The sequence below is a fragment of the Enterobacter sp. ECC-019 genome (assembly GCF_043974075.1).
Classification (GTDB): domain Bacteria; phylum Pseudomonadota; class Gammaproteobacteria; order Enterobacterales; family Enterobacteriaceae; genus Enterobacter; species Enterobacter asburiae_D.
The window spans coordinates 4,037,059-4,056,352 of the sequence record NZ_CP143759.1 but is presented as its reverse complement, the minus strand read 5'-3'; the positions used below and the strand labels follow the sequence as shown (position 1 = coordinate 4,056,352).

19 protein-coding genes and 1 tRNA gene are annotated in these 19,294 nt (G+C 55.3%); 16 read left to right on the top strand and 4 right to left on the bottom strand.

What is annotated here, in order from left to right; genetic code table 11:
- The first annotated feature begins 18 nt into the window (after nucleotides 1-18).
- The 6 genes from tssF to V1566_RS19155 all read left to right on the top strand — a co-directional run bounded on the left by tssF (nucleotide 19) and on the right by V1566_RS19155 (nucleotide 5,734).
- Entirely contained in the window at nucleotides 19-1,782 is a 1,764-nt protein-coding gene (tssF, locus tag V1566_RS19180) for a type VI secretion system baseplate subunit TssF (RefSeq protein WP_395304341.1), read from the top strand.
- Entirely contained in the window at nucleotides 1,737-2,840 is a 1,104-nt protein-coding gene (tssG, locus tag V1566_RS19175; RefSeq protein ID WP_395304340.1) for a type VI secretion system baseplate subunit TssG, read from the top strand. Before tssF ends, tssG begins: the two co-directional genes overlap by 46 nt.
- Nucleotides 2,821-3,357 carry a type VI secretion system lipoprotein TssJ gene (gene tssJ / locus V1566_RS19170; RefSeq protein WP_395304339.1) on the top strand — a complete coding sequence of 179 codons (537 nt, stop codon included), beginning with the start codon at nucleotides 2,821-2,823 and terminating at the stop codon, nucleotides 3,355-3,357. Before tssG ends, tssJ begins: the two co-directional genes overlap by 20 nt.
- Nucleotides 3,350-3,802 (top strand): type VI secretion system baseplate subunit TssE, encoded by a 453-nt coding sequence (gene tssE, locus V1566_RS19165; RefSeq protein ID WP_395304338.1) that lies wholly within the window; start codon nucleotides 3,350-3,352, stop codon nucleotides 3,800-3,802. Before tssJ ends, tssE begins: the two co-directional genes overlap by 8 nt.
- 14 nt (nucleotides 3,803-3,816) lie before the next feature.
- Nucleotides 3,817-4,287: a hypothetical protein gene (locus V1566_RS19160; protein WP_395304337.1), complete on the top strand. Its 471-nt coding sequence runs from the start codon at nucleotides 3,817-3,819 to the stop codon at nucleotides 4,285-4,287.
- Nucleotides 4,288-4,390: 103 nt separating this feature from the next.
- The gene (locus V1566_RS19155) at nucleotides 4,391-5,734 is read left to right on the top strand and encodes a VasL domain-containing protein (RefSeq protein ID WP_395304336.1); all 1,344 of its coding nucleotides are present in this window, start codon (nucleotides 4,391-4,393) and stop codon (nucleotides 5,732-5,734) included.
- 29 nt (nucleotides 5,735-5,763) lie between these two features.
- On the opposite strand, the gene V1566_RS19150 is transcribed toward V1566_RS19155, so the two are convergent.
- Together V1566_RS19150 and V1566_RS19145 are read right to left on the bottom strand one after the other, a co-directional pair.
- Nucleotides 5,764-5,835: transfer RNA gene (locus tag V1566_RS19150), tRNA-Arg, on the bottom strand.
- Between the two features lie 75 nt (nucleotides 5,836-5,910).
- Nucleotides 5,911-6,840: a formate/nitrite transporter family protein gene (locus tag V1566_RS19145; RefSeq protein WP_395304335.1), complete on the bottom strand. Its 930-nt coding sequence runs from the start codon at nucleotides 6,838-6,840 to the stop codon at nucleotides 5,911-5,913.
- 315 nt (nucleotides 6,841-7,155) lie between these two features.
- On the opposite strand from V1566_RS19145, the gene mlaA reads away from it, so the two are divergent.
- The gene (mlaA, locus tag V1566_RS19140) at nucleotides 7,156-7,908 is read left to right on the top strand and encodes a phospholipid-binding lipoprotein MlaA (protein ID WP_028013975.1); all 753 of its coding nucleotides are present in this window, start codon (nucleotides 7,156-7,158) and stop codon (nucleotides 7,906-7,908) included.
- A gap of 44 nt (nucleotides 7,909-7,952) precedes the next feature.
- Here the strand turns inward: mlaA and fadL are convergent, their stop codons facing one another.
- Nucleotides 7,953-9,233, bottom strand: a complete 1,281-nt coding sequence (fadL, locus tag V1566_RS19135; protein ID WP_148242359.1) for a long-chain fatty acid transporter FadL — start codon at nucleotides 9,231-9,233, stop codon at nucleotides 7,953-7,955.
- A 372-nt stretch (nucleotides 9,234-9,605) separates the two neighbouring features.
- Here fadL and V1566_RS19130 point away from each other — a divergent pair, with 372 nt between their 5' ends.
- The 4 genes from V1566_RS19130 (at nucleotide 9,606) to sixA (ending at nucleotide 14,289) form a co-directional block, all read left to right on the top strand.
- Nucleotides 9,606-9,890 (top strand): YfcZ/YiiS family protein, encoded by a 285-nt coding sequence (locus tag V1566_RS19130; RefSeq protein WP_024907659.1) that lies wholly within the window; start codon nucleotides 9,606-9,608, stop codon nucleotides 9,888-9,890.
- 246 nt (nucleotides 9,891-10,136) lie between these two features.
- Nucleotides 10,137-11,447 (top strand): acetyl-CoA C-acyltransferase FadI, encoded by a 1,311-nt coding sequence (fadI, locus tag V1566_RS19125; RefSeq protein WP_063145391.1) that lies wholly within the window; start codon nucleotides 10,137-10,139, stop codon nucleotides 11,445-11,447.
- On the top strand, nucleotides 11,447-13,594 hold the full coding sequence (gene fadJ, locus V1566_RS19120; RefSeq protein ID WP_395304334.1) for a fatty acid oxidation complex subunit alpha FadJ: 2,148 nt from the start codon (nucleotides 11,447-11,449) through the stop codon (nucleotides 13,592-13,594). The genes fadI and fadJ overlap by 1 nt, the downstream gene beginning before the upstream one ends.
- Before the next feature lie 209 nt (nucleotides 13,595-13,803).
- Nucleotides 13,804-14,289: a phosphohistidine phosphatase SixA gene (gene sixA, locus V1566_RS19115; RefSeq protein ID WP_045330962.1), complete on the top strand. Its 486-nt coding sequence runs from the start codon at nucleotides 13,804-13,806 to the stop codon at nucleotides 14,287-14,289.
- Between the two features lie 46 nt (nucleotides 14,290-14,335).
- Here the strand turns inward: sixA and smrB are convergent, their stop codons facing one another.
- Nucleotides 14,336-14,887: an endonuclease SmrB gene (gene smrB, locus V1566_RS19110; RefSeq protein WP_032643455.1), complete on the bottom strand. Its 552-nt coding sequence runs from the start codon at nucleotides 14,885-14,887 to the stop codon at nucleotides 14,336-14,338.
- A gap of 145 nt (nucleotides 14,888-15,032) precedes the next feature.
- Here smrB and prmB point away from each other — a divergent pair, with 145 nt between their 5' ends.
- Genes prmB through V1566_RS19085 form a run of 5 tightly spaced genes read left to right on the top strand, consistent with a single transcriptional unit; the run spans nucleotide 15,033 to nucleotide 19,292 of the window.
- The gene (gene prmB / locus V1566_RS19105) at nucleotides 15,033-15,965 is read left to right on the top strand and encodes a 50S ribosomal protein L3 N(5)-glutamine methyltransferase (RefSeq protein WP_008502612.1); all 933 of its coding nucleotides are present in this window, start codon (nucleotides 15,033-15,035) and stop codon (nucleotides 15,963-15,965) included.
- 60 nt (nucleotides 15,966-16,025) lie between these two features.
- Nucleotides 16,026-17,111 (top strand): chorismate synthase, encoded by a 1,086-nt coding sequence (gene aroC / locus V1566_RS19100; RefSeq protein WP_029742149.1) that lies wholly within the window; start codon nucleotides 16,026-16,028, stop codon nucleotides 17,109-17,111.
- Between the two features lie 2 nt (nucleotides 17,112-17,113).
- Nucleotides 17,114-17,938, top strand: a complete 825-nt coding sequence (mepA, locus tag V1566_RS19095; protein WP_395304333.1) for a penicillin-insensitive murein endopeptidase — start codon at nucleotides 17,114-17,116, stop codon at nucleotides 17,936-17,938.
- Complete coding sequence (locus tag V1566_RS19090; protein WP_121425240.1) at nucleotides 17,938-18,747, top strand: sulfite exporter TauE/SafE family protein; 810 nt, start codon at nucleotides 17,938-17,940, stop codon at nucleotides 18,745-18,747. Before mepA ends, V1566_RS19090 begins: the two co-directional genes overlap by 1 nt.
- Entirely contained in the window at nucleotides 18,747-19,292 is a 546-nt protein-coding gene (locus V1566_RS19085; RefSeq protein ID WP_033146101.1) for an elongation factor P hydroxylase, read from the top strand. Before V1566_RS19090 ends, V1566_RS19085 begins: the two co-directional genes overlap by 1 nt.
- Nucleotides 19,293-19,294: the final 2 nt, after the last annotated feature.

Below are 19,294 nucleotides of genomic sequence, written 5' to 3'. Positions count from 1 at the left end.
CCACAGGAACAGAAATAAATGGAAGATTTGACCCTGCGTTATTACGACGCGGAAATGCGCTACCTCCGTGAAGCCGCAAAAGAGTTCGCGCAGACCCATCCCGATCGTGCAGCGATGCTCGACCTGGATAAAGCCGGGACTCCCGATCCGTATGTTGAACGGCTGTTCGAAGGCTTTGCTTTCTCAATGGGACGGCTACGGGAGAAGATCGACGACGACCTGCCGGAACTCACCGAAGGGCTGGTCAGTATGCTCTGGCCACACTACCTGCGAACCATTCCGTCACTCTCGGTGGTTGCGTTCACGCCTGCGCTTCAGACTGTTAAGATGGCGGAAGTGATGCCCGCGGGTCTGGAAGTATACTCCCGCCCGGTGGGGCCGAAAAACACGACCTGTCGCTACCGCACCACCCGTGATGTAATGCTCAACCCGCTGAATATCTCTGGGGTGACCATGACCACTGAGCCGGACGGGCGCTCGCTGCTGCGGATGCGTTTTGCCTGCAGCACGCAGGCGGACTGGTCCCATGCTGATCTCAGCCACCTCAGTTTGTATCTCGGGGCGGATGCCCCGGTCAGCAGCCAGCTGCATCTGATGCTGACCAAACGACAGGCTGCCCTGTATATGCGTCTGCCCGGGCAGACCGACCGTATTCGCCTCGACGGGTATTTCTCGCCGGGTGGTTTTGCGGAGGAAGACAGCCTGTGGCCTAAGGGCGATACCGCCTTCAGTGGTTACCAGCTGTTGCTGGAGTATTTCACCTTCCGTGACAAGTTTATGTTTGTCCACCTCAACGGCCTGGATGACATTACACCGCCTGCCGGAGCGGAGTATTTCGACATCGAAGTCGTGTTCAGCACACCGTGGCCATCAGAGCTGCCGGTCACCGATGACGCGGTTCGTCTGCACTGTGTGCCGGTGATTAACCTGTTCACACTGGAAGCTGACCCGCTCACCATCACCGGACTGGAAAGTGAGTACCTGCTTCGGCCTAAGCGACTGCAGGACGGGCACACGGAGATTTACTCGGTGGATTCTGTTACCGGCTCCAACCGTACCAGCGATGCGGAGTACGTGCCGTTCAGCAGCTTCCGCCACAAGGGGGGAATGATGCGCCGTCATGCGCCGCCCCGCTATTACCACACCCGCGTTAAGCGCGGTGTCACCGGGCTATATGACACCTGGCTTATCCTCGGCGGGCACCAGTGGGAAGATGACCGCCTGTTTGAGCGCGAAGCCGTGTCACTGCAAATCACCGGTACCAACGGTCAGTTACCGCGCCGGGCATTACAGAGTACGCTGCTGGATCGCTGTGAGCAGGTGGTACAGACGCCGCTGTCGGTAAGAAACCTCTGTAAGCCGACGCTGCCGGTTTACCCGCCTGCGGAAGACCGTTTCCACTGGCGGGTATTAAGCCACCTCGGCTCCGGATTCCTGAACATGATGAGCACCGCCGAAGTGCTGCGCGGGACGCTGGCACTCTATAACTGGCAGGAAGATGAACTGAACACCCGGCGCCTTGAGGCGATTCAGCATGTGGAGCATCATCGTCTTCAGCGCTTTGAGCAGGGCTACCTGCTACGGGGCCTGGATATCGAAGTGACCCTCGACAGCAATGGTTTTACCGGTGAGGGCGATATTCATCTGTTCGGTGAAATGCTTAACCGGTTTTTTGCGTTGTATGCCGATATGAACCAGTTCAACCAGCTTACCCTCATCGTTCAGCCAGAAGGAAAATGCATCCGGTGGAAAGAGAATCACAGTCCGCGCCTGCCTGGCTGATGGAGCGGCTGGGTGACCGGCTGCCATTTATCAACTTTTACCGCTTCTGTCAGTTGCTGGAGCAGAGCCAGCCGGACAAACCGGTTACGGGCAGCACCTGGCAGGTACGTCATGAGCCGGTACGTTTTCGACCGCACCCGGGGATGGGCTTCCCGGCTTCAGAAATCAGGTCATTCGAAGCTGCTGAGTACTCGCATCTTTCGCCGACGGTACGTATCACCTTTATGGGGCTCTACGGCGTGGAGTCCCCGCTGCCGACGCACTATATCGATGACATTACCCAGCGACGGGAAGGGTATGAGGCCACTGCGGATTTCCTCGATATCTTCAACCACCGGCTGATAGCACAGTACTACCGCATCTGGCGTAAATATTCCTACCCGGCAACCTTTGAGGAAGGCGGTAAGGACAACACCTCGCAGTATCTTCTGGGGCTGGCCGGGCTCGGGATTAACGGCTGCACGGACAATATCGCGACCCCGGCTTCGCGCTTTCTGGCACTACTGCCGGTCATGTTGCTGCCGGGGCGTACCGCGGAAGGCATGGCCTCGCTGGTGCGCCTGCTGGCACCCAACACGCAGGCGAAAGTCTGGCACCACGACAAACGCCGTGTGCCGCTGAAGAAGCTCCTGACCATGAGCGTCAGTCAGCCCGTCACCCTGACAAACCGTCCGGTGATGGGCAGCTATGCCACCGACGTAAACAGTCAGGTGCTGATGCATCTCACCACCACTGACCCGGCAGAAGTGCAGGGCTGGTTACCGGGTGGGGAGCTTCGCACGGACCTGATGGCGCTGCTGCATGTGTATCTTGGGGCACGACTCGATGTCCGCCTGCAGCTGTGCGTCGACCGAACTCTGCTGCCTGACGCGACCATGAGCAGTAAACCTAACGCCGGTGCGGTGCAGCTGGGCCGCACTGCCATGATGCGACCGCTGAATGCGGCTAAGACCGCATCAAACCCCAAAACGATCACCATTAATCTGGGCCGCTATGAGCGGGTACAGGAAAATATTCACCGCAGGGAGACCGATGAAGATGGCGATTACCGCTGGTAAATTTCCTCTGATTGCGCTGGCCGCCGGTATCACACTGATGCTGGCTGGCTGTGGGCTGACTCAAAAAGTGACAGACGACACCGTTGCCGTGACTAAATCGATTTTTTACAAACAGGTAAAAACCCTCCACCTTGATATCCGCGCCCGTGAGGCCGTCAACAGCAATGCTGGTGGTGTGGCACTGTCGACGGTGGTACGTATTTACCAGCTTAAAGACCGCAAAACCTTCGACAGCACGGACTATCCGTCACTGTTTAAGGCTGACAGTCAGGCCATTAAAGCAGACCTGGTAGCGGAGAAAGATATCCGCCTGCAGCCGGGCGGGGCGGTACCGGTTGATATGCCGATGGAGGAAAGTGCGCAGTACGTGGCGGTGGCCGGGATGTTTATGTCACCAGATCAGGAAAACAACACCTGGCGTGTCGTACTGAGCCGCGATGACCTTGATCCGGATAGGGCGCGCGTCATCGAAGCGGGCAATAACCGCCTGACCCTGAAGGCGCTGAAAAATGAGTGAGTCATCTCGTCCTTCATTGTATGAAACACTTTATGGCAACTTCACCGGCGGCCTCGACCTGCATCAGGTGAGCGATCAGAATCAGGTCATCCTCTCGGTACTCGATAACATGCAGCGCGTTCTCAACTGTCGCGCCGGCACGCTGGCGCATCTGCCTGACTACGGGCTACCCGATACGACCAAAATTCTGCAGGGCATGCCGGGAACGGCCCATGAGCTTATGGGCACATTGTCTGCCGCCCTGCTCAAATATGAGCCGCGCCTGAAAAAGATAGACGTTGTTCTGCTGGAGCAGAACGTACCCGGCGAGTTGCGCTATGCGATTGACGCCGAACTTAAAGGGATTGGTCTGGTGCGCTACGGCACTGAGTTTATGCCCGAAGGACGGGTTCTGTTGCGGCATCTCAGGCAACAGCAGTATCTCGACACAACAACCCGTATATAAGGTCTGATAACACCATGTCCGTAAAATCACAGTTCCTGAAGAAGCTTCAGGACAGACAACCCGTTCCGGCTTCTCCTGGCAGTAAGAGTCAGGCTGATATTGCAGAGTTTCGCCTGAGAGTGGAGCAACTTCAGACACAGATGGATGAGTGGCTGACAGGTACCGGATTGAATGTAAAGCCACTGACGGTATCCGTTCTGGATCTTCTGGTTGAGGGCGGGGCTTTCGAGATCTCCGGTATCGTTTTGCACTATGACAGCCGGGCGGTCAAATTTATGCCAATCTTTCTGTATGGACAGGGCGTCGCAGGTTGTGTCGAGGTAACTTTCTGCTCCGGAGACAAGGTGATTTCTCAAGGACGCCTGTTCATGCGGGTGGGGAACGTAAATGGCTGGTTCTTTACTCCCCCTGATACCTCATCCCGGTCAGGACAACTATTTGATGAAGGTATTTTTTACGGTCTAATTTTAGCGCTGCTGCCATAGCGATAACATTTATTCCTTTTATGAGTCATTGCATTTTTAATCGCCAAATAGCCTTACAGATCAACTGACGAAATTCACCACACCGATATGCAGGCCCTCCAGGATGACCACACATATAACGCTAAAAACCGGCGGCGACCCGCGCACGCTGCCAGATTACGCCGCCCTCCGCGATGAACTCAGCAAGCTGACGCACCCTGCTCGCCCGGATGTGAACTGGCAATATGTCGAAAGACTCAGTCTCTCTCTATTTGAACAAAACGGTGTGGAGTTGCAGACTGCGGCCTGGTACACCCTTGCCCGTTCGCAGCGGTCTGGATTAGCTGGCATGAATGAAGGGCTGGCGATCCTGGAGGCCTTGATTAGCCGCCAGTGGGATGTTCTCTGGCCGCAGTCGTTACAGGTTCGTATGGAAATCCTGAGCAGCCTGAGCCAGCGTCTGCAGCAGCACATGCGTATGCTTCCATTTAACGACGGTAATCTTAGCGAGCTTTATAGCGCTGAAGAATTGCTAACCGGTCTGGGGGCGGCGCTCCAGCGCCTTGAGCTCAAACACCTCAGCCAGTTCGATACCTTACGAACGTTGATACATTCAAGTGCTGCAAGGCTGGAAAAAAGTAATAGCGCATCAGGTTTGAATGTGGCCATGAAGCCCGTTATCGAATCTTCTCTTGAGAGGGCTGAACCGATCGAAGAGGTGAAATGGGTATATGTTGTGCAGCAGGAAAATGAGCCGAATGTAGAGGAGCGTAGCACCACTGCCGCACTTGTCAGTTACTGGAAACCCTTTGTCGCCGGGATGGGTTCTACGCTGGTGGTATGCGTCGCCGTAGCATGGGGAGGGGGCTTTCTCTCCAGGCCCGATCCCTTAACGACTCAGGCTTTTGCCTCGCTGGCGCCGTTACCTGAAGTGCTTACGCCTGTTCAGCAAGACGCGTTAATACAGCGAGGTGCTTTACCGGCAACGTTTATCTCAGACACACAGCAGCAGCTTGCCCGACTGGATAAACTGCCTCCTGACTGGAATATCTCCTACAGTCTTCAGCTGTTAGCACAACTCCAGACATTGCGGCCGGATGAGGCGAAAACGCTCACCATGCAGTGGCAGCAGAAATTTAACGCGGCTGCGTTGCCTGTCGACGCAATGAACAGCTGGTATCAGGGAATGATGAAGCTGCAGCAACTGAGTAATCGGCTAAGTAGTCTGGATGAGCCAAAAGGAAAATATATAACGGTGAGCGAGCTTAAATCCGTGGTTTTTTCAACTATACAGTCATTTAACCAGGCGATACCGGCTGAAGAGCAGCTCAGACGCCTGTCGCAGTATCCTGCCGGAACTGCGCTTCCTGAAGCTGAGAAGACCCAACTGGAACTGCATCTTAAACAACTGGCAGCACGGTATGTTTTAATAAAACAGGGTTCTTCAATTCTGGCAGTTGACAGGTGAATATGCTGGAAAAAGCTTGGAGGTCGAAGTGTCCCCTGCAGGAATCGAACCTGCAACTAGCCCTTAGGAGGGGCTCGTTATATCCATTTAACTAAGGGGACGAGGCGGCACGAGTATAGCTCTATTTACACTTTGGGTTAAGCGCATTGCCGCCTGACTGCTCAAAGAGTCACCATTCAGGTCGATTTTTTTGTCGATTTATCATCATTTTCCCGAGCCTTAAGCTCAGCTTTGCGTTTGTTCGACATGTCGTTGCGGATTTGGGCATGGCTTAACAGCGCGAAGATAAACGTTCCACCGCAGATGTTTCCCGCCAGCGTCGGAAGGGCGAACGGCCAGAAAAAATCGCTCCAGTGAAGCGTACCGTTAAAGACCAGATAGAGGATTTCCACGCTACCGACCACAATATGCGTGGTGTCCGCCAGCGCAATCAGCCAGGTCATCAATATAATTACCACAATTTTGGCGCTCCCCGCTGAAGGAAACATCCACACCATCGTGGCGATAATCCAGCCGGAGATGATGGCATTTGAGAACATTTCTATCGGCGTGTTTTTCATCACGTCCATGCCAATTTTCACAAACGCATCCCGGGTGGGTTCATCAAAGATCGGCATATATTCAAACGCCCATGCCGCGATGCCCGTGCCGATAATATTACCCAGCAGGACCACGCTCCACAGACGCATCAATAAACCAAAATTACCGAGGGTGGGGTTTTGCATCACCGGCAGCACGGCGGTCACCGTGTTTTCGGTAAACAGCTGCTGGCGGGCCATGATGACAATAATAAAGCCGAAGGTATAGCCGAGGTTCTCCAGTAAAAATCCGCCGGGTACGCCTTCCAGCTGCACATGAAATATCCCTTTTGCGAGTAGTGAAGCGCCCATTGATAGCCCGGCAGCGATGGCTGACCAGAAGAGAGCCATCGCATCGCGCTCCATCTCCTTTTCGCCATCCTGGCGGATATGCTCGTGGATGGCCATCGCGCGGGAGGGGAGGCGATCTTCATCAATTTCTATCTTCTCGCCGCGTGCTTTCTCCTCGCTTTCAATTTCAATATCCTCACTGTTCTCGCCAATTTTTTCTTCGCCCACGTCTTTCATATTTGCTCCCGGAGGTTGAACTTTCTGTTAAGCGTAGCGGCTTTTATCGGGATGCCTGTGGGGATGCTCTTAAATTGGCGGGAATGACAACAAAGGTGATACATCTCTTTCAAAGTCATTATAAAATTGGCAGCGAAACGAATTCCAAAAGCCAGGCTATGCTGAGATCAGAGTCACGGTGGTTACTGCCCGTAATTGTGCTCATAGACATCGGTAAACGTGCTGTTACAATCGCTTGCACGTTTACAGACGGAGCGTCAACGGCTCCGTTACGGATGGCAATCAACGATAGCCATACTGAACAGGGAGATATTTATGAAACTTCGGCTGTCGGCGCTTGCGCTTGGCGCGACGATGCTTGTGGGCTGCGCCAGCTCCGGTGAGCAAACGGGACGCTCCGATCCTCTCGAAGGATTTAACCGCTCAATGTATAGCTTCAACTACAACGTACTGGACCCGTATGTGGTTCGTCCGGTGGCAGTAGCATGGCGCGATTATGTTCCACAACCCGCGCGTAACGGATTAAGCAACTTTACCAGCAACCTTGAAGAACCTGCGGTAATGGTGAACTACTTCCTGCAGGGCGACCCGTATCAGGGGATGGTCCACTTTACCCGCTTCTTCCTGAACTCCATTCTGGGGATGGGGGGCTTTATTGATGTTGCAGGTATGGCTAACCCGAAACTGCAGCGTGAACAGCCGCACCGTTTCGGTAGTACGCTGGGGCATTATGGCGTTGGTTACGGCCCTTACGTTCATCTGCCGTTCTATGGCAGCTTCACCGTGCGTGATGACGGCGGTGATATGGTCGATACGCTGTATCCGGTTCTGTCGTGGCTGACCTGGCCGCTGTCGGTGGGTAAATGGACGGTGGAAGGGATTGAAACCCGCGCGCAACTGCTCGACTCTGATGGTCTGCTGCGCCAGTCTTCTGACCCGTACATTATGGTACGTGAAGCGTACTTCCAGAACCATGACTTTATTGCCAACGGCGGTAAGCTGAAGCCGGAAGATAATCCAAACGCGAAGGCGATCGAAAACGAACTAAAAGACATCGATTCGGAATAAATAAAAAAGGTGAGCAATGCTCACCTTTTTTGATTCTAATGCGATTAGAACGCGTAGTTGAAGTTCGTACCGAACAGCCAGGCTTTACCTTCAGAGGTAAACTCGTACGGACCTTCCTTGAACGTCACTTTCTGACCGTGCATATAAGATACGCCCGCATCGATGGAGGCATTTTCGTTGAGCGCATAGGTCGCACCAGCACTTAACCAGAAGCGGTCCTGATCCGGAATGGAAATGGAACGTTTGTCTGCCGGAACCGGGCTGTCGTCAAATGCGATACCGGAGCGGAAAGTCCAGTTTTTATCGTAGTAGTAGGTGGTACCCAACGCAATACGATAGGCGTCGTGGAAGCTCTCATCCTTATAGAACAGCGTTTGACCATTATTGCCGGTCGCTTTCAGCTCCTGGAACTGGCTCCAGCTGGTATAGGCCAGACTGTAGTGAATAGCCCATTGTGGTGCAACGCGGTTGTAACCGGATACTTCCCACATTTCAGGTAAATGCAGTGACAGTGAACCTGGAACGGTCTGGTTGGACGTTCCCCAAGGAATGGTGGTGCCCGCACCTGGAACCAGATTGTTCACAGGCTTCAGGATGCCGCTCTTGTAATCGCCGTCGAAGTCAATTTTCACTTCGGAACGATAGGTCAGACCCCAGCGGTTGTTTTTGTCCAGCTCGTACAGGATACCGGCGTTCCAGCCATAGCCCCACTCATCGCCTTCAAGACTGGCAATTTTATTGCTGTTTTTTGGCAGGCGAGCAGTCTGTTCCCCGGAATAACGTTCGATTTTGGCATCGGCATAGACGGCATCAAAGCCCAGACCAAAACTCCAGTTATCGTTCAGGCGATACGCACCGCTAAGGTTGAGGTTCAGCGTAGTAAGGTCTGTTTTACCGCCGTATTCGCCTGCCGGGTAGTTGTTATTGAACTCGGTAGCAAGGCCGTAGTTAGACGTTACGGAAGCACCCCAGCCAAACTGTTCATTGATAGGCGCAACGAAGTGCAGGTTCGGGATCCACGCTGTTGGGGCAATATTGTCCGCTTTAAGGCTAGCACCTGAAGGCGACTTGCCGGAAATATTGACATCAGGATCGATATACACCGCACCAGCAGAGAAGGTCGGACGATCAAACATCATGATCAATGCAGGGTTACGACTCGCGTTACCTGCATCATCAGCAATAGCGCCTTCCCCGGAATACGCACGGCCAAGGCCAGAGGAAGAAAATTCGTTTAACTGAAAGCCCGCTGACCATGCGGAAGTGGAGACGAGTGCCACTGCGACTGCCAGCGCAGTCTTGTTGAACAGGGTTTTCTGGCTCATGACCATAACCTCATTGAGTTATTTTTATTCAATAATTGTTACATACCGTAACAGGAGCGCGAAGTGTAGGGTCTGAGGTATGACAGACAAATCAGACCAGTGGCCAGAGTATAGGTCTGACCAGCTGGAATGTTGCAAGTTTGTTTATTAATATTTTCAAACATGTTTCGTGAAACGAGATCTGGTTGGCAAAATTGTGACCATCGCGACTCACCCAAAAGGGCGGTTTTTGTTTTAGATCATTTTTTAGTGTGATATTGGTCACTTATCCGATTTTGCGCCATTAACGGCTGGAGAGAGCCCGCGCCGGGGCGTAAAATAGCAGCATCGTGTTTATCTCGCGCGCTGCGCGAATACAGAGGAAATTGAGCTATGAGTAAATGCAGTGCTGATGAAACCCCGGTTTGCTGCTGTATGGATGTTGGGACCATCATGGACAACACCGATTGCACCGCCTCTTACAGCCGCGTATTCACCAACCGCGCCGAAGCGGAAGAGACCCTGACCGCGCTGAGCAAGCGTGCGCGTGATGTTGAATCCGATCCGTGTGAAATCAAGTCTACCTTTACCGAAGTGGAAGGCGGCGTGAAACTGGACATCGACTTTGTCTTCGCCTGCGAAGCAGAGACGCTGATTTTCCAGTTAGGCCTGCGTTAATCCTTAATTGCCCGGCGGCGCTTCGCTTGCACGGGCCTACGATCGCGTAGGCCGGGTAAGGCAACGCCGCCACTCGGCAAGAAACCGCATAAATGCCTCTGCCATGCAGGGGCATTTTCTTTTTCTTCTCTGTGCCTTAGCTCGCACTTTTTCGTTTCCCCAATTGGCTGAATGTAAAAAAATGGTTAAGACTATTATCAGGTCAGACCACTTTATGTTTGAGAAAATTTTTTACAGGGGAGTGTTATGAGTCAGGCATTACCGCTTATTACCCGTCAGGGCGATCGCATTGCCATAGTCAGTGGATTGCGCACGCCATTTGCGCGTCAGGCAACGGCGTTTCATGGCATACCGGCCGTCGACCTGGGGAAAATGGTAGTGGGGGAGATGCTGGCTCGCAGCGAAATTCCGCCTGAGGTCATCGAACAGCTGGTATTCGGTCAGGTCGTGCAGATGCCTGAAGCGCCCAATATTGCGCGGGAAATCGTCCTCGGTACCGGAATGAACGTGCATACCGATGCCTACAGCGTTAGCCGCGCCTGCGCAACCAGTTTCCAGGCCGTGGCTAACGTCGCCGAAAGCCTGATGGCGGGCACGATTCGCGCCGGGATTGCGGGTGGGGCGGACTCCTCTTCAGTGCTGCCGATTGGGGTCAGTAAAAAGCTGGCGCGCATCCTGGTGGATGCCAATAAAGCCCGCACGATGGGGCAGAAACTCAAACTCTTCTCACGTTTACGCCTGCGCGACCTGATGCCTGTACCACCTGCCGTCGCGGAATACTCCACCGGCCTGCGCATGGGCGATACCGCCGAGCAGATGGCTAAAACGTATGGCATTACACGTGAACAGCAGGATGCCCTGGCGCATCGTTCACACCAGCTCGCTGCGAAGGCCTGGTCGGAAGGCAAACTTGCCGACGAGGTGATGACGGCTTACATCCCGCCTTACCGTGAACCGCTCGCGGAAGATAACAATATTCGCGGCACCTCGACGCTGGCGGATTACGCAAAGCTGCGCCCGGCGTTTGACCGCAAGCACGGCACGGTGACGGCGGCGAACAGCACGCCGCTGACGGATGGCGCAGCCGCCGTGATCCTGATGACCGAATCCCGCGCGAAGGAGCTGGGCATCACTCCCCTGGGGTATTTACGCAGCTATGCCTTCACCGCCATTGATGTCTGGCAGGACATGCTGTTAGGTCCTGCGTGGTCTACGCCGCTGGCGCTGGAGCGCGCGGGGCTAACGCTGGCTGATTTAACCCTGATTGATATGCATGAAGCATTTGCCGCGCAAACCCTGGCAAACGTTCAGCTGCTGGCAAGCGAGCGTTTCGCGCGCGATGTGCTGGGCCGCGCCCACGCCACAGGCGAAGTGGATCAGAGTAAATTCAACGTGCTGGGCGGCTCTATCGCCTACGGTCATCCGTTTGCCGCCACAGGGGCAAGGATGATCACGCAAACATTACATGAACTCCGTCGCCGTGGCGGCGGGTTTGGCCTTGTTACCGCCTGCGCGGCGGGTGGCCTTGGCGCAGCAATGGTTCTGGAGGCTGAATAATGGATATGCCATCTGCATTTAATCTGACGGTTCGCCTCGATAACGTTGCCGTTATCACTATTGATGTGCCTGATGAAAAGATGAATACCCTGAAGGCCGAATTTGGTGGTCAGGTGCGCGCGATGCTAAAGCAGATCCGCGACAACAAAGCCATTCGTGGTCTGGTGTTTATCTCTGCCAAGCCGGATAACTTTATCGCCGGGGCCGATATCAACATGATCGCCCGGGCGCAAAGCGCTCTGGAAGCCGAAGAGCTGGCGCGTCAGGGCCAGCAGGTGATGACGGAGATCAACGGCCTGCCGATCCCGGTCATTGCCGCGATCCACGGCGCCTGTCTGGGCGGCGGGCTTGAGCTGGCGCTGGCATGCCACAGCCGGATTTGTACTGACGATGCGAAAACCATTCTGGGTCTGCCGGAAGTGCAGCTGGGCCTGCTGCCAGGCTCCGGCGGAACGCAACGCCTGCCGCGCCTGGTGGGCGTCAGCACGGCGCTGGAGATGATCTTAACCGGTAAACAGCTGCGCGCCCGCCAGGCGCTGAAGGCCGGTCTGGTCGATGACGTCGTGCCTCACTCCATTTTGCTGGAGGCCGCGGTTGAGCTTGCGCTGAAAGGGCGTCAGGCAAGACGGCCTCTGCCGGTACGTGAGCGCGTGCTGGCCGGTCCGCTGGGGAGAACGCTCCTGTTCAACATGGTGGGCAAAAAGACCGAACAAAAAACCAAAGGCAATTACCCGGCGGCAAAGCGGATCCTGGAAGTGATCGAAACCGGGCTTTCGCAGGGCAGCAGCAGCGGCTATGCCGCGGAGGCCAAAGCCTTTGGCGAACTGGCGATGACGCCGCAGTCACTGGCGCTGCGCAGCATCTTCTTCGCCAGCACGGACGTGAAAAAAGATCCCGGTAGCGAGGCTGAGCCTGCGCCGCTGCGTGCCATTGGCGTACTGGGCGGGGGGCTCATGGGCGGCGGTATCGCTTTTGTTACCGCCAGCAAAGGCAAATTGCCTGTACGAATCAAAGACATTAATCCTAAGGGGATCAACCACGCGCTGCAGTACAGCTGGCAGAACCTTGATCAAAAGGTCAAACGCCGCCATATCAAGGCAAGCGAGCGTGATAAAACCCTGGCGATGATTTCCGGTACGACAGATTACAGCGGTTTTGCACACCGCGATCTGGTGATTGAAGCCGTGTTTGAGGATCTGGCGCTTAAGCAGCAGATGGTGGCAGACGTTGAGCAACATTGCGCCCCGCATACCATTTTTGCCTCCAATACGTCGTCATTACCCATTGGCGATATCGCGGCGAAAGCCGAGCGTCCGGAGCAGGTGATCGGACTGCACTTCTTTAGCCCGGTCGAAAAAATGCCGCTGGTGGAGGTGATTCCGCATGCGACCACCAGTCCGCAAACCATCGCCACGGTAGTCAAGCTTGCGAAGAAGCAGGGGAAAACGCCGATCGTGGTAGCAGATAAAGCCGGCTTCTACGTTAACCGCATTCTGGCTCCCTACATTAATGAAGCAATGCGGTTGCTGACGGAAGGCGAGAAAATCGAGCACGTCGACGAGGCATTGGTAAAGTTTGGTTTCCCCGTTGGCCCAATCCAACTTTTGGATGAGGTGGGAATAGATACCGGCACTAAAATTATACCAGTGCTGGAAGCCGCCTATGGCGATCGTTTTAGCCCACCTGCAAACATTGTTTCTGCGATTTTGAAGGACGATCGCAAAGGCAGAAAAAATGAACGCGGTTTCTATCTTTACGGCGCGAAAGGGCGTAAAAGCAAGAAACAGGTCGACCCTTCGATTTATGGGCTTATTTCGACCACCGGTCAGGGAAAACTGTCCGCCGTTCAGTGCGCTGAGCGCTGCGTGATGATGATGCTCAATGAAGCAGCGCGCTGCTTTGGTGAACAGGTGATCAAGAGCGCTCGCGATGGTGACATCGGCGCGGTATTTGGCATTGGCTTCCCGCCGTTCCTTGGCGGCCCGTTCCGTTACATGGATACGCTCGGCGAGGGTGAAGTGGTTGCTATCCTGCAACGTCTGGCTTCGCAATATGGTCCACGCTTTACACCGTGTGACGAATTATTGCGGATGGCGGAACGCGGCCATACATTTTGGCCTGCAAGGGAAACTGTCCTCGTAAGCTGAGGTCAAAGAAGGGTAAATCCTGAAGTAAATGAACCTGTTCTGGCGATTTTGTAAACAGAGATTGACTATACTTACGCCATTGAGGTAAAAAACAGCGTTTCATTCACCGAATGGATCAGGCACAATGCCCGACCATCGGGTTTTCTACCACGCAGCATTTATCGCGGGTAGTTAACGCCGGTGATTCTGGTTAACAAAAGCGGTGCAATATGCAAGTTTTTATCATGCGTCACGGCGACGCGGCACTCGATGCCGCCAGTGACTCAGTACGTCCTTTGACCGTCTGTGGCTGCGACGAATCTCGTCTGATGGCGACCTGGCTTAACGGTCAAAAAGTGGACATCGAACGCGTTCTGGTGAGTCCGTTCCTGCGTGCAGAACAGACGCTGGATGTGGTAGGGGAGTGTATGAACCTGCCATCCAGTGTGGATGTTCTCCCTGAACTCACCCCATGTGGCGATGTAGGCCTTGTCAGCGCTTATCTTCAGGCGCTGTGCAATGAAGGTGTCGCTTCCGCGCTGGTCATTTCCCACCTGCCACTGGTTGGCTATCTGGTATCTGAGCTGTGCCCTGGCGAGACCCCGCCGATGTTCACGACATCCGCCATTGCCAATGTTTCTCTCGACGAAACGGGCAAAGGTGTCTTCAACTGGCAAATGAGTCCGTGCAACCTGAAGATGGCAAAAGCGATCTGACGTGACGTGCGATATGGCGGGGTGCAATGTGCTTCCCGCCATTCTGTCAGGGCAACTCTGGCGGCTGCCACTCTTCCACTTCAATCAACACCAGCAATGCGGCATCTCCGCCGTACTCTTTGGGTGCCTGATGAAAAGCCATCACGTGTGGATGCTGAGCCAGCCACAGCGGCGTCTGTTGCTTAAGGATATGTTTACCGTGGCCATGCATCACGCAGGCGCAGAAAACATGTTCACGGCGACAGGCAGCGATCAACGCCCCCAGCTCCTGTTTCGCCTGCATCTGCGTTAAACCGTGCAGATCGAGAAACAGCTCCGGCGAATAATCTCCGCGACGTAACTTTTTCAGCTCAAAATGGCTGACGTCTTCGCGTACGTATTTTACAGCCCCCTGCGTATTGAGCAGCGGCTGAAATTCATCTGAAAAATAGTGGCTGTTATCCGCCTGCTCCTGGAGCAGGCGCTTGACCGGTACTTCGCTGATTTTTTTACGCTGCGGGCGATGGACGATGGTGTCCTGCGTGATTTTACGCGTCCCGGTCATTAGCTGTTGGAAGAGCGCCTGATCCTCCTCGCTGAGCGATGTTTTCTTTTTCATTCGTCATTCTCATCTCGTATTTCCGACAGTGTACCCGACTAAACGCATTTTTTAACCTCAAGCGAGACGCGTCATTGCTGATTTATCGCCGTCTTCATGGCAAACTAGCCGCCGAAAATTATGCGAGCATGCCCTGGAGGAAAGAGTGGATAAAATATTTGTCGATGAAGCAGTAAACGAGCTGCATACCATACAGGACATGTTGCGCTGGTCGGTTAGCCGCTTCAGCGCCGCCAATATCTGGTACGGTCACGGTACCGATAACCCGTGGGATGAAGCCGTGCAGCTGGTGCTTCCGTCCCTCTACCTGCCGCTGGATATCCCGGAAGACATGCGCACCGCGCGCCTGACCTCCAGCGAAAAACACCGCATCGTTGAGCGCGTGATCCGCCGCGTGAACGAGCGCATTCCGGTCGCCTATCTGACCAACAAAGCCTGGTTCTGCGGCCACGAGTTCTATGTCGATGAACGCGTGCTGGTACCGCGCTCGCCGATTGGCGAGCTGATTAACAACCACTTTGAAGGCCTGATTGGCCATCAGCCGCAGCACATTCTGGATATGTGTACCGGCAGCGGCTGTATTGCGATTGCCTGCGCGTACGCCTTCCCGGAAGCGGAAGTGGACGCCGTCGATATCTCCACCGACGCGCTGGCCGTGACCGAGCACAACATTGAAGAGCACGGCCTGATCCATCACGTTACGCCAATTCGCTCTGACCTGTTCCGCGATCTGCCGACGCTGCAGTACGATCTGATCGTCACCAACCCGCCGTACGTTGATGCGGAAGACATGTCCGATTTGCCGAACGAATACCGTCACGAGCCGGAGCTGGGTCTGGCGTCGGGTTCTGACGGCCTGAAGCTGACCCGCCGCATTCTGGCCTGCGCGCCGGATTATCTGACCGACGACGGCGTTCTGATTTGTGAAGTGGGGAACAGCATGGTACATCTGATAGAGCAGTACCCGGATGTGCCGTTCACCTGGCTTGAGTTCGACAACGGCGGTGACGGCGTCTTTATGCTGACCAAAGCGCAGCTGCTCGACGCGCGCGAACATTTCAGCATCTATAAAGATTAATCCAGCGGGCTTCGGCCCGTTTCACAACGCTCAAACACAAACAACAACATCGGAGCCGTGATGGCAGGAAACAGTATTGGACAGTTATTCCGTGTGACCACCTTTGGCGAGTCGCACGGGCTGGCGCTGGGCTGTATCGTTGATGGCGTACCGCCAGGCATCGAACTGACCGAAGCCGATTTACAGCACGACCTCGACCGTCGTCGTCCGGGCACTTCTCGCTACACCACGCAGCGTCGCGAGCCGGACCAGGTCAAAATTCTCTCCGGCGTCTTTGAAGGCCGCACCACCGGGACCAGCATTGGTCTGCTGATCGAAAACACCGATCAGCGCTCCCAGGACTACGGCGCCATCAAAGACGTCTTCCGTCCGGGCCACGCCGACTACACCTACGAACAAAAGTACGGCTTCCGCGACTATCGCGGCGGCGGGCGTTCTTCCGCGCGTGAAACCGCGATGCGCGTGGCGGCAGGGGCGATTGCGAAGAAATACCTGCAGCAGAAATTTGGCATCGTCATTCGCGGCTGTCTGACCCAGATGGGCGACATTCCGCTGGCGATCAAAGACTGGGATCAGGTTGAACAAAACCCGTTCTTCTGCGCCGATGCCGACAAGCTTGAAGCGCTGGACGAACTGATGCGCGGCCTGAAAAAAGAGGGCGACTCCATTGGTGCGAAAGTCACCGTGGTGGCGGACGGCGTCCCGGCTGGCTGGGGCGAGCCGGTATTTGACCGTCTCGACGCCGACATTGCCCACGCGCTGATGAGCATCAATGCGGTGAAGGGCGTAGAGATTGGCGACGGCTTTGACGTGGTTCAGCTTCGCGGCAGTCAGAACCGCGACGAAATCACGAAGGCGGGCTTCCAGAGCAACCATGCGGGCGGCATCCTGGGCGGTATCAGCAGCGGGCAGCAGATTGTTGCCAACATCGCGCTGAAGCCGACCTCCAGTATCACCGTGCCGGGCCACACGATTAACCGCGATGGCGAAGAAGTTGAGATGATCACCAAAGGACGTCACGATCCGTGCGTGGGGATCCGCGCGGTGCCGATCGCTGAAGCGATGCTGGCGATCGTGCTGATGGATCACTTCCTGCGCCAGCGCGCGCAGAATGCGGATGTGACGACCACCATTCCACGCTGGTAAACATGAAAAAAACCGCAATTGCTCTGCTGGCGCTGCTCGCCAGTGGAGCCAGTCAGGCCGCGACGCCATGGCAAAAAATCACCCACCCGGTGGCGGGGAGCGCGCAGTCCATTGGCTCCTTTTCCAACGGCTGTATCGTCGGTGCCCAGGAGCTTCCTCTCCAGTCTGATACCTGGCAGGTGATGCGCACCGATCAGCGACGTTATTTCGGCCATCCGGATCTGGTTCTGTTCATCCAGCGTCTGGGAAATCAGGTGCATAACCTGGGGCTGGGCACGATGCTGATTGGCGATATGGGGATGCCTGCCGGCGGTCGCTTTAACGGTGGACACGCCAGTCACCAGACCGGACTGGATGTCGATATCTTCCTGCAGCTGCCGAAAACGCGCTGGACCTCCGCCCAACTGCTGAAACCGCAGGCGCTGGATCTGGTGGCGAGCGACGGTAAGCGCGTTGTGCCGTCCCTGTGGACGCGTGAGGTTTCCAGCATGATCAAGCTGGCAGCAGAAGATAACGACGTCACGCGGATTTTCGTTAACCCGGCCATCAAGCAGCAGCTTTGTCTTGATGCCGGAACCGACCGCGACTGGCTGCGCAAAGTGCGCCCGTGGTTCCAGCATCGTGCGCATATGCACGTTCGTCTGCGCTGCCCGGCAAACAGCCTGGAGTGTGAAGATCAGCCGCTACCGCCGCCAGGCGATGGCTGCGGTGCGGAACTGCAAAGCTGGTTTGAACCGGCAAAACCTGGAACCTCTAAGCCTGAGAAGAAGACACCGCCTCCGTTGCCGCCTTCCTGCCAGGCGCTACTGGATGAGCATGCACTTTAATGGATAATTTCGTCGATTTGTTTATGGTGTCACCGTGGATGCTGGCGGCACTGTTTTTTGTTGCGATGTTAGCCGGTTTTATCGATGCCCTGGCGGGTGGGGGCGGTTTGCTGACCGTTCCGGCACTGCTGGCGGTGGGGATGAGCCCTGCCCAGGCGCTCGCCACGAATAAACTTCAGGCCTGCGGCGGATCGCTCTCCGCGTCGCTCTACTTTATTCGGCGAAAAGTGGTAAACCTTGCCGATCAGAAGCTGAATATTCTGATGACCTTTATCGGCTCGACTTCAGGTGCGCTGCTGGTTCAGCACGTGCAGTCTGATATTTTGCGTCAGATCCTGCCGATTCTGGTTATCTGCATTGGCCTCTACTTTTTGCTGATGCCAAAGCTCGGTGAAGAGGACCGCCAGCGTCGTCTGCACGGCCTGCCGTTTGCCCTGATTGCCGGGGGCTGTGTGGGTTTTTATGACGGATTCTTCGGGCCGGGAGCTGGTTCATTTTATGCGCTGGCGTTTGTGACGCTGGCCGGGTTTAACCTCGCCAAATCCACCGCCCATGCCAAAGTGCTCAACGCGACCTCAAACGTCGGCGGCCTGCTGCTGTTTATCATCGGCGGTAAGGTCATCTGGGCAACCGGATTTGTGATGATGGCAGGGCAGTTCCTGGGCGCGCGCGCGGGATCGCGTCTGGTGTTAAGCAAAGGACAAAAACTGATTCGCCCGATGATTGTCATCGTCTCGGCCGTAATGAGCGCCAAACTTCTTTACGACAGCCATGGACAGGAGATCCTCACCTGGTTGGGGATGCACTAATGAACAGTACGCATAAATACGAACAGCTGATTGAGATTTTCGACGGCTGTTTTGCTGACGATTTTAATACCCGTCTGATTAAAGGCGACGACGAACCGATCTATCTTCCTGCTGATGCAGAGGTTCCGTATAACCGCATCGTCTTTGCCCACGGCTTTTACGCCAGCGGCTTGCACGAGATTTCACACTGGTGCATCGCGGGGAAAGCGCGGCGCGAGCTGGTGGACTTCGGCTACTGGTACTGCCCGGACGGACGTGACGCCGCTACCCAGGGGCAGTTTGAGGATGTGGAAGTGAAGCCGCAGGCGCTGGAATGGCTATTCTGCGTCGCGGCGGGTTTCCCGTTCAACGTGAGCTGTGACAACCTCGAAGGCGACTTCGAGCCAGACCGTATCGTCTTCCAGCGCCGTGTGCATGCGCAGGTGATGGAATATCTTGAGAAAGGCATCCCGGAACGTCCGGCACGCCTGATCGAGGCCTTACAGAATTATTACCACACGCCGGTTATCACGGCGGAATGCTTCCCTTGGCCGGAAGATCTTTAACA

What these genes read in the sequence shown, in the direction of transcription:
- tssF (WP_395304341.1), top strand. Translation starts at nt 19, where the DNA reads ATGGAAGATTTGACCCTGCGTTATTACGACGCGGAAATGCGCTACCTC.
- tssG (WP_395304340.1), top strand. Translation starts at nt 1,737, where the DNA reads ATGCATCCGGTGGAAAGAGAATCACAGTCCGCGCCTGCCTGGCTGATG.
- tssJ (WP_395304339.1), top strand. Translation starts at nt 2,821, where the DNA reads ATGGCGATTACCGCTGGTAAATTTCCTCTGATTGCGCTGGCCGCCGGT.
- tssE (WP_395304338.1), top strand. Translation starts at nt 3,350, where the DNA reads ATGAGTGAGTCATCTCGTCCTTCATTGTATGAAACACTTTATGGCAAC.
- V1566_RS19160 (WP_395304337.1), top strand. Translation starts at nt 3,817, where the DNA reads ATGTCCGTAAAATCACAGTTCCTGAAGAAGCTTCAGGACAGACAACCC.
- V1566_RS19155 (WP_395304336.1), top strand. Translation starts at nt 4,391, where the DNA reads ATGACCACACATATAACGCTAAAAACCGGCGGCGACCCGCGCACGCTG.
- V1566_RS19145 (WP_395304335.1), bottom strand. Translation starts at nt 6,840, where the DNA reads ATGAAAGACGTGGGCGAAGAAAAAATTGGCGAGAACAGTGAGGATATT.
- mlaA (WP_028013975.1), top strand. Translation starts at nt 7,156, where the DNA reads ATGAAACTTCGGCTGTCGGCGCTTGCGCTTGGCGCGACGATGCTTGTG.
- fadL (WP_148242359.1), bottom strand. Translation starts at nt 9,233, where the DNA reads ATGAGCCAGAAAACCCTGTTCAACAAGACTGCGCTGGCAGTCGCAGTG.
- V1566_RS19130 (WP_024907659.1), top strand. Translation starts at nt 9,606, where the DNA reads ATGAGTAAATGCAGTGCTGATGAAACCCCGGTTTGCTGCTGTATGGAT.
- fadI (WP_063145391.1), top strand. Translation starts at nt 10,137, where the DNA reads ATGAGTCAGGCATTACCGCTTATTACCCGTCAGGGCGATCGCATTGCC.
- fadJ (WP_395304334.1), top strand. Translation starts at nt 11,447, where the DNA reads ATGGATATGCCATCTGCATTTAATCTGACGGTTCGCCTCGATAACGTT.
- sixA (WP_045330962.1), top strand. Translation starts at nt 13,804, where the DNA reads ATGCAAGTTTTTATCATGCGTCACGGCGACGCGGCACTCGATGCCGCC.
- smrB (WP_032643455.1), bottom strand. Translation starts at nt 14,887, where the DNA reads ATGAAAAAGAAAACATCGCTCAGCGAGGAGGATCAGGCGCTCTTCCAA.
- aroC (WP_029742149.1), top strand. Translation starts at nt 16,026, where the DNA reads ATGGCAGGAAACAGTATTGGACAGTTATTCCGTGTGACCACCTTTGGC.
- mepA (WP_395304333.1), top strand. Translation starts at nt 17,114, where the DNA reads ATGAAAAAAACCGCAATTGCTCTGCTGGCGCTGCTCGCCAGTGGAGCC.
- V1566_RS19090 (WP_121425240.1), top strand. Translation starts at nt 17,938, where the DNA reads ATGGATAATTTCGTCGATTTGTTTATGGTGTCACCGTGGATGCTGGCG.
- V1566_RS19085 (WP_033146101.1), top strand. Translation starts at nt 18,747, where the DNA reads ATGAACAGTACGCATAAATACGAACAGCTGATTGAGATTTTCGACGGC.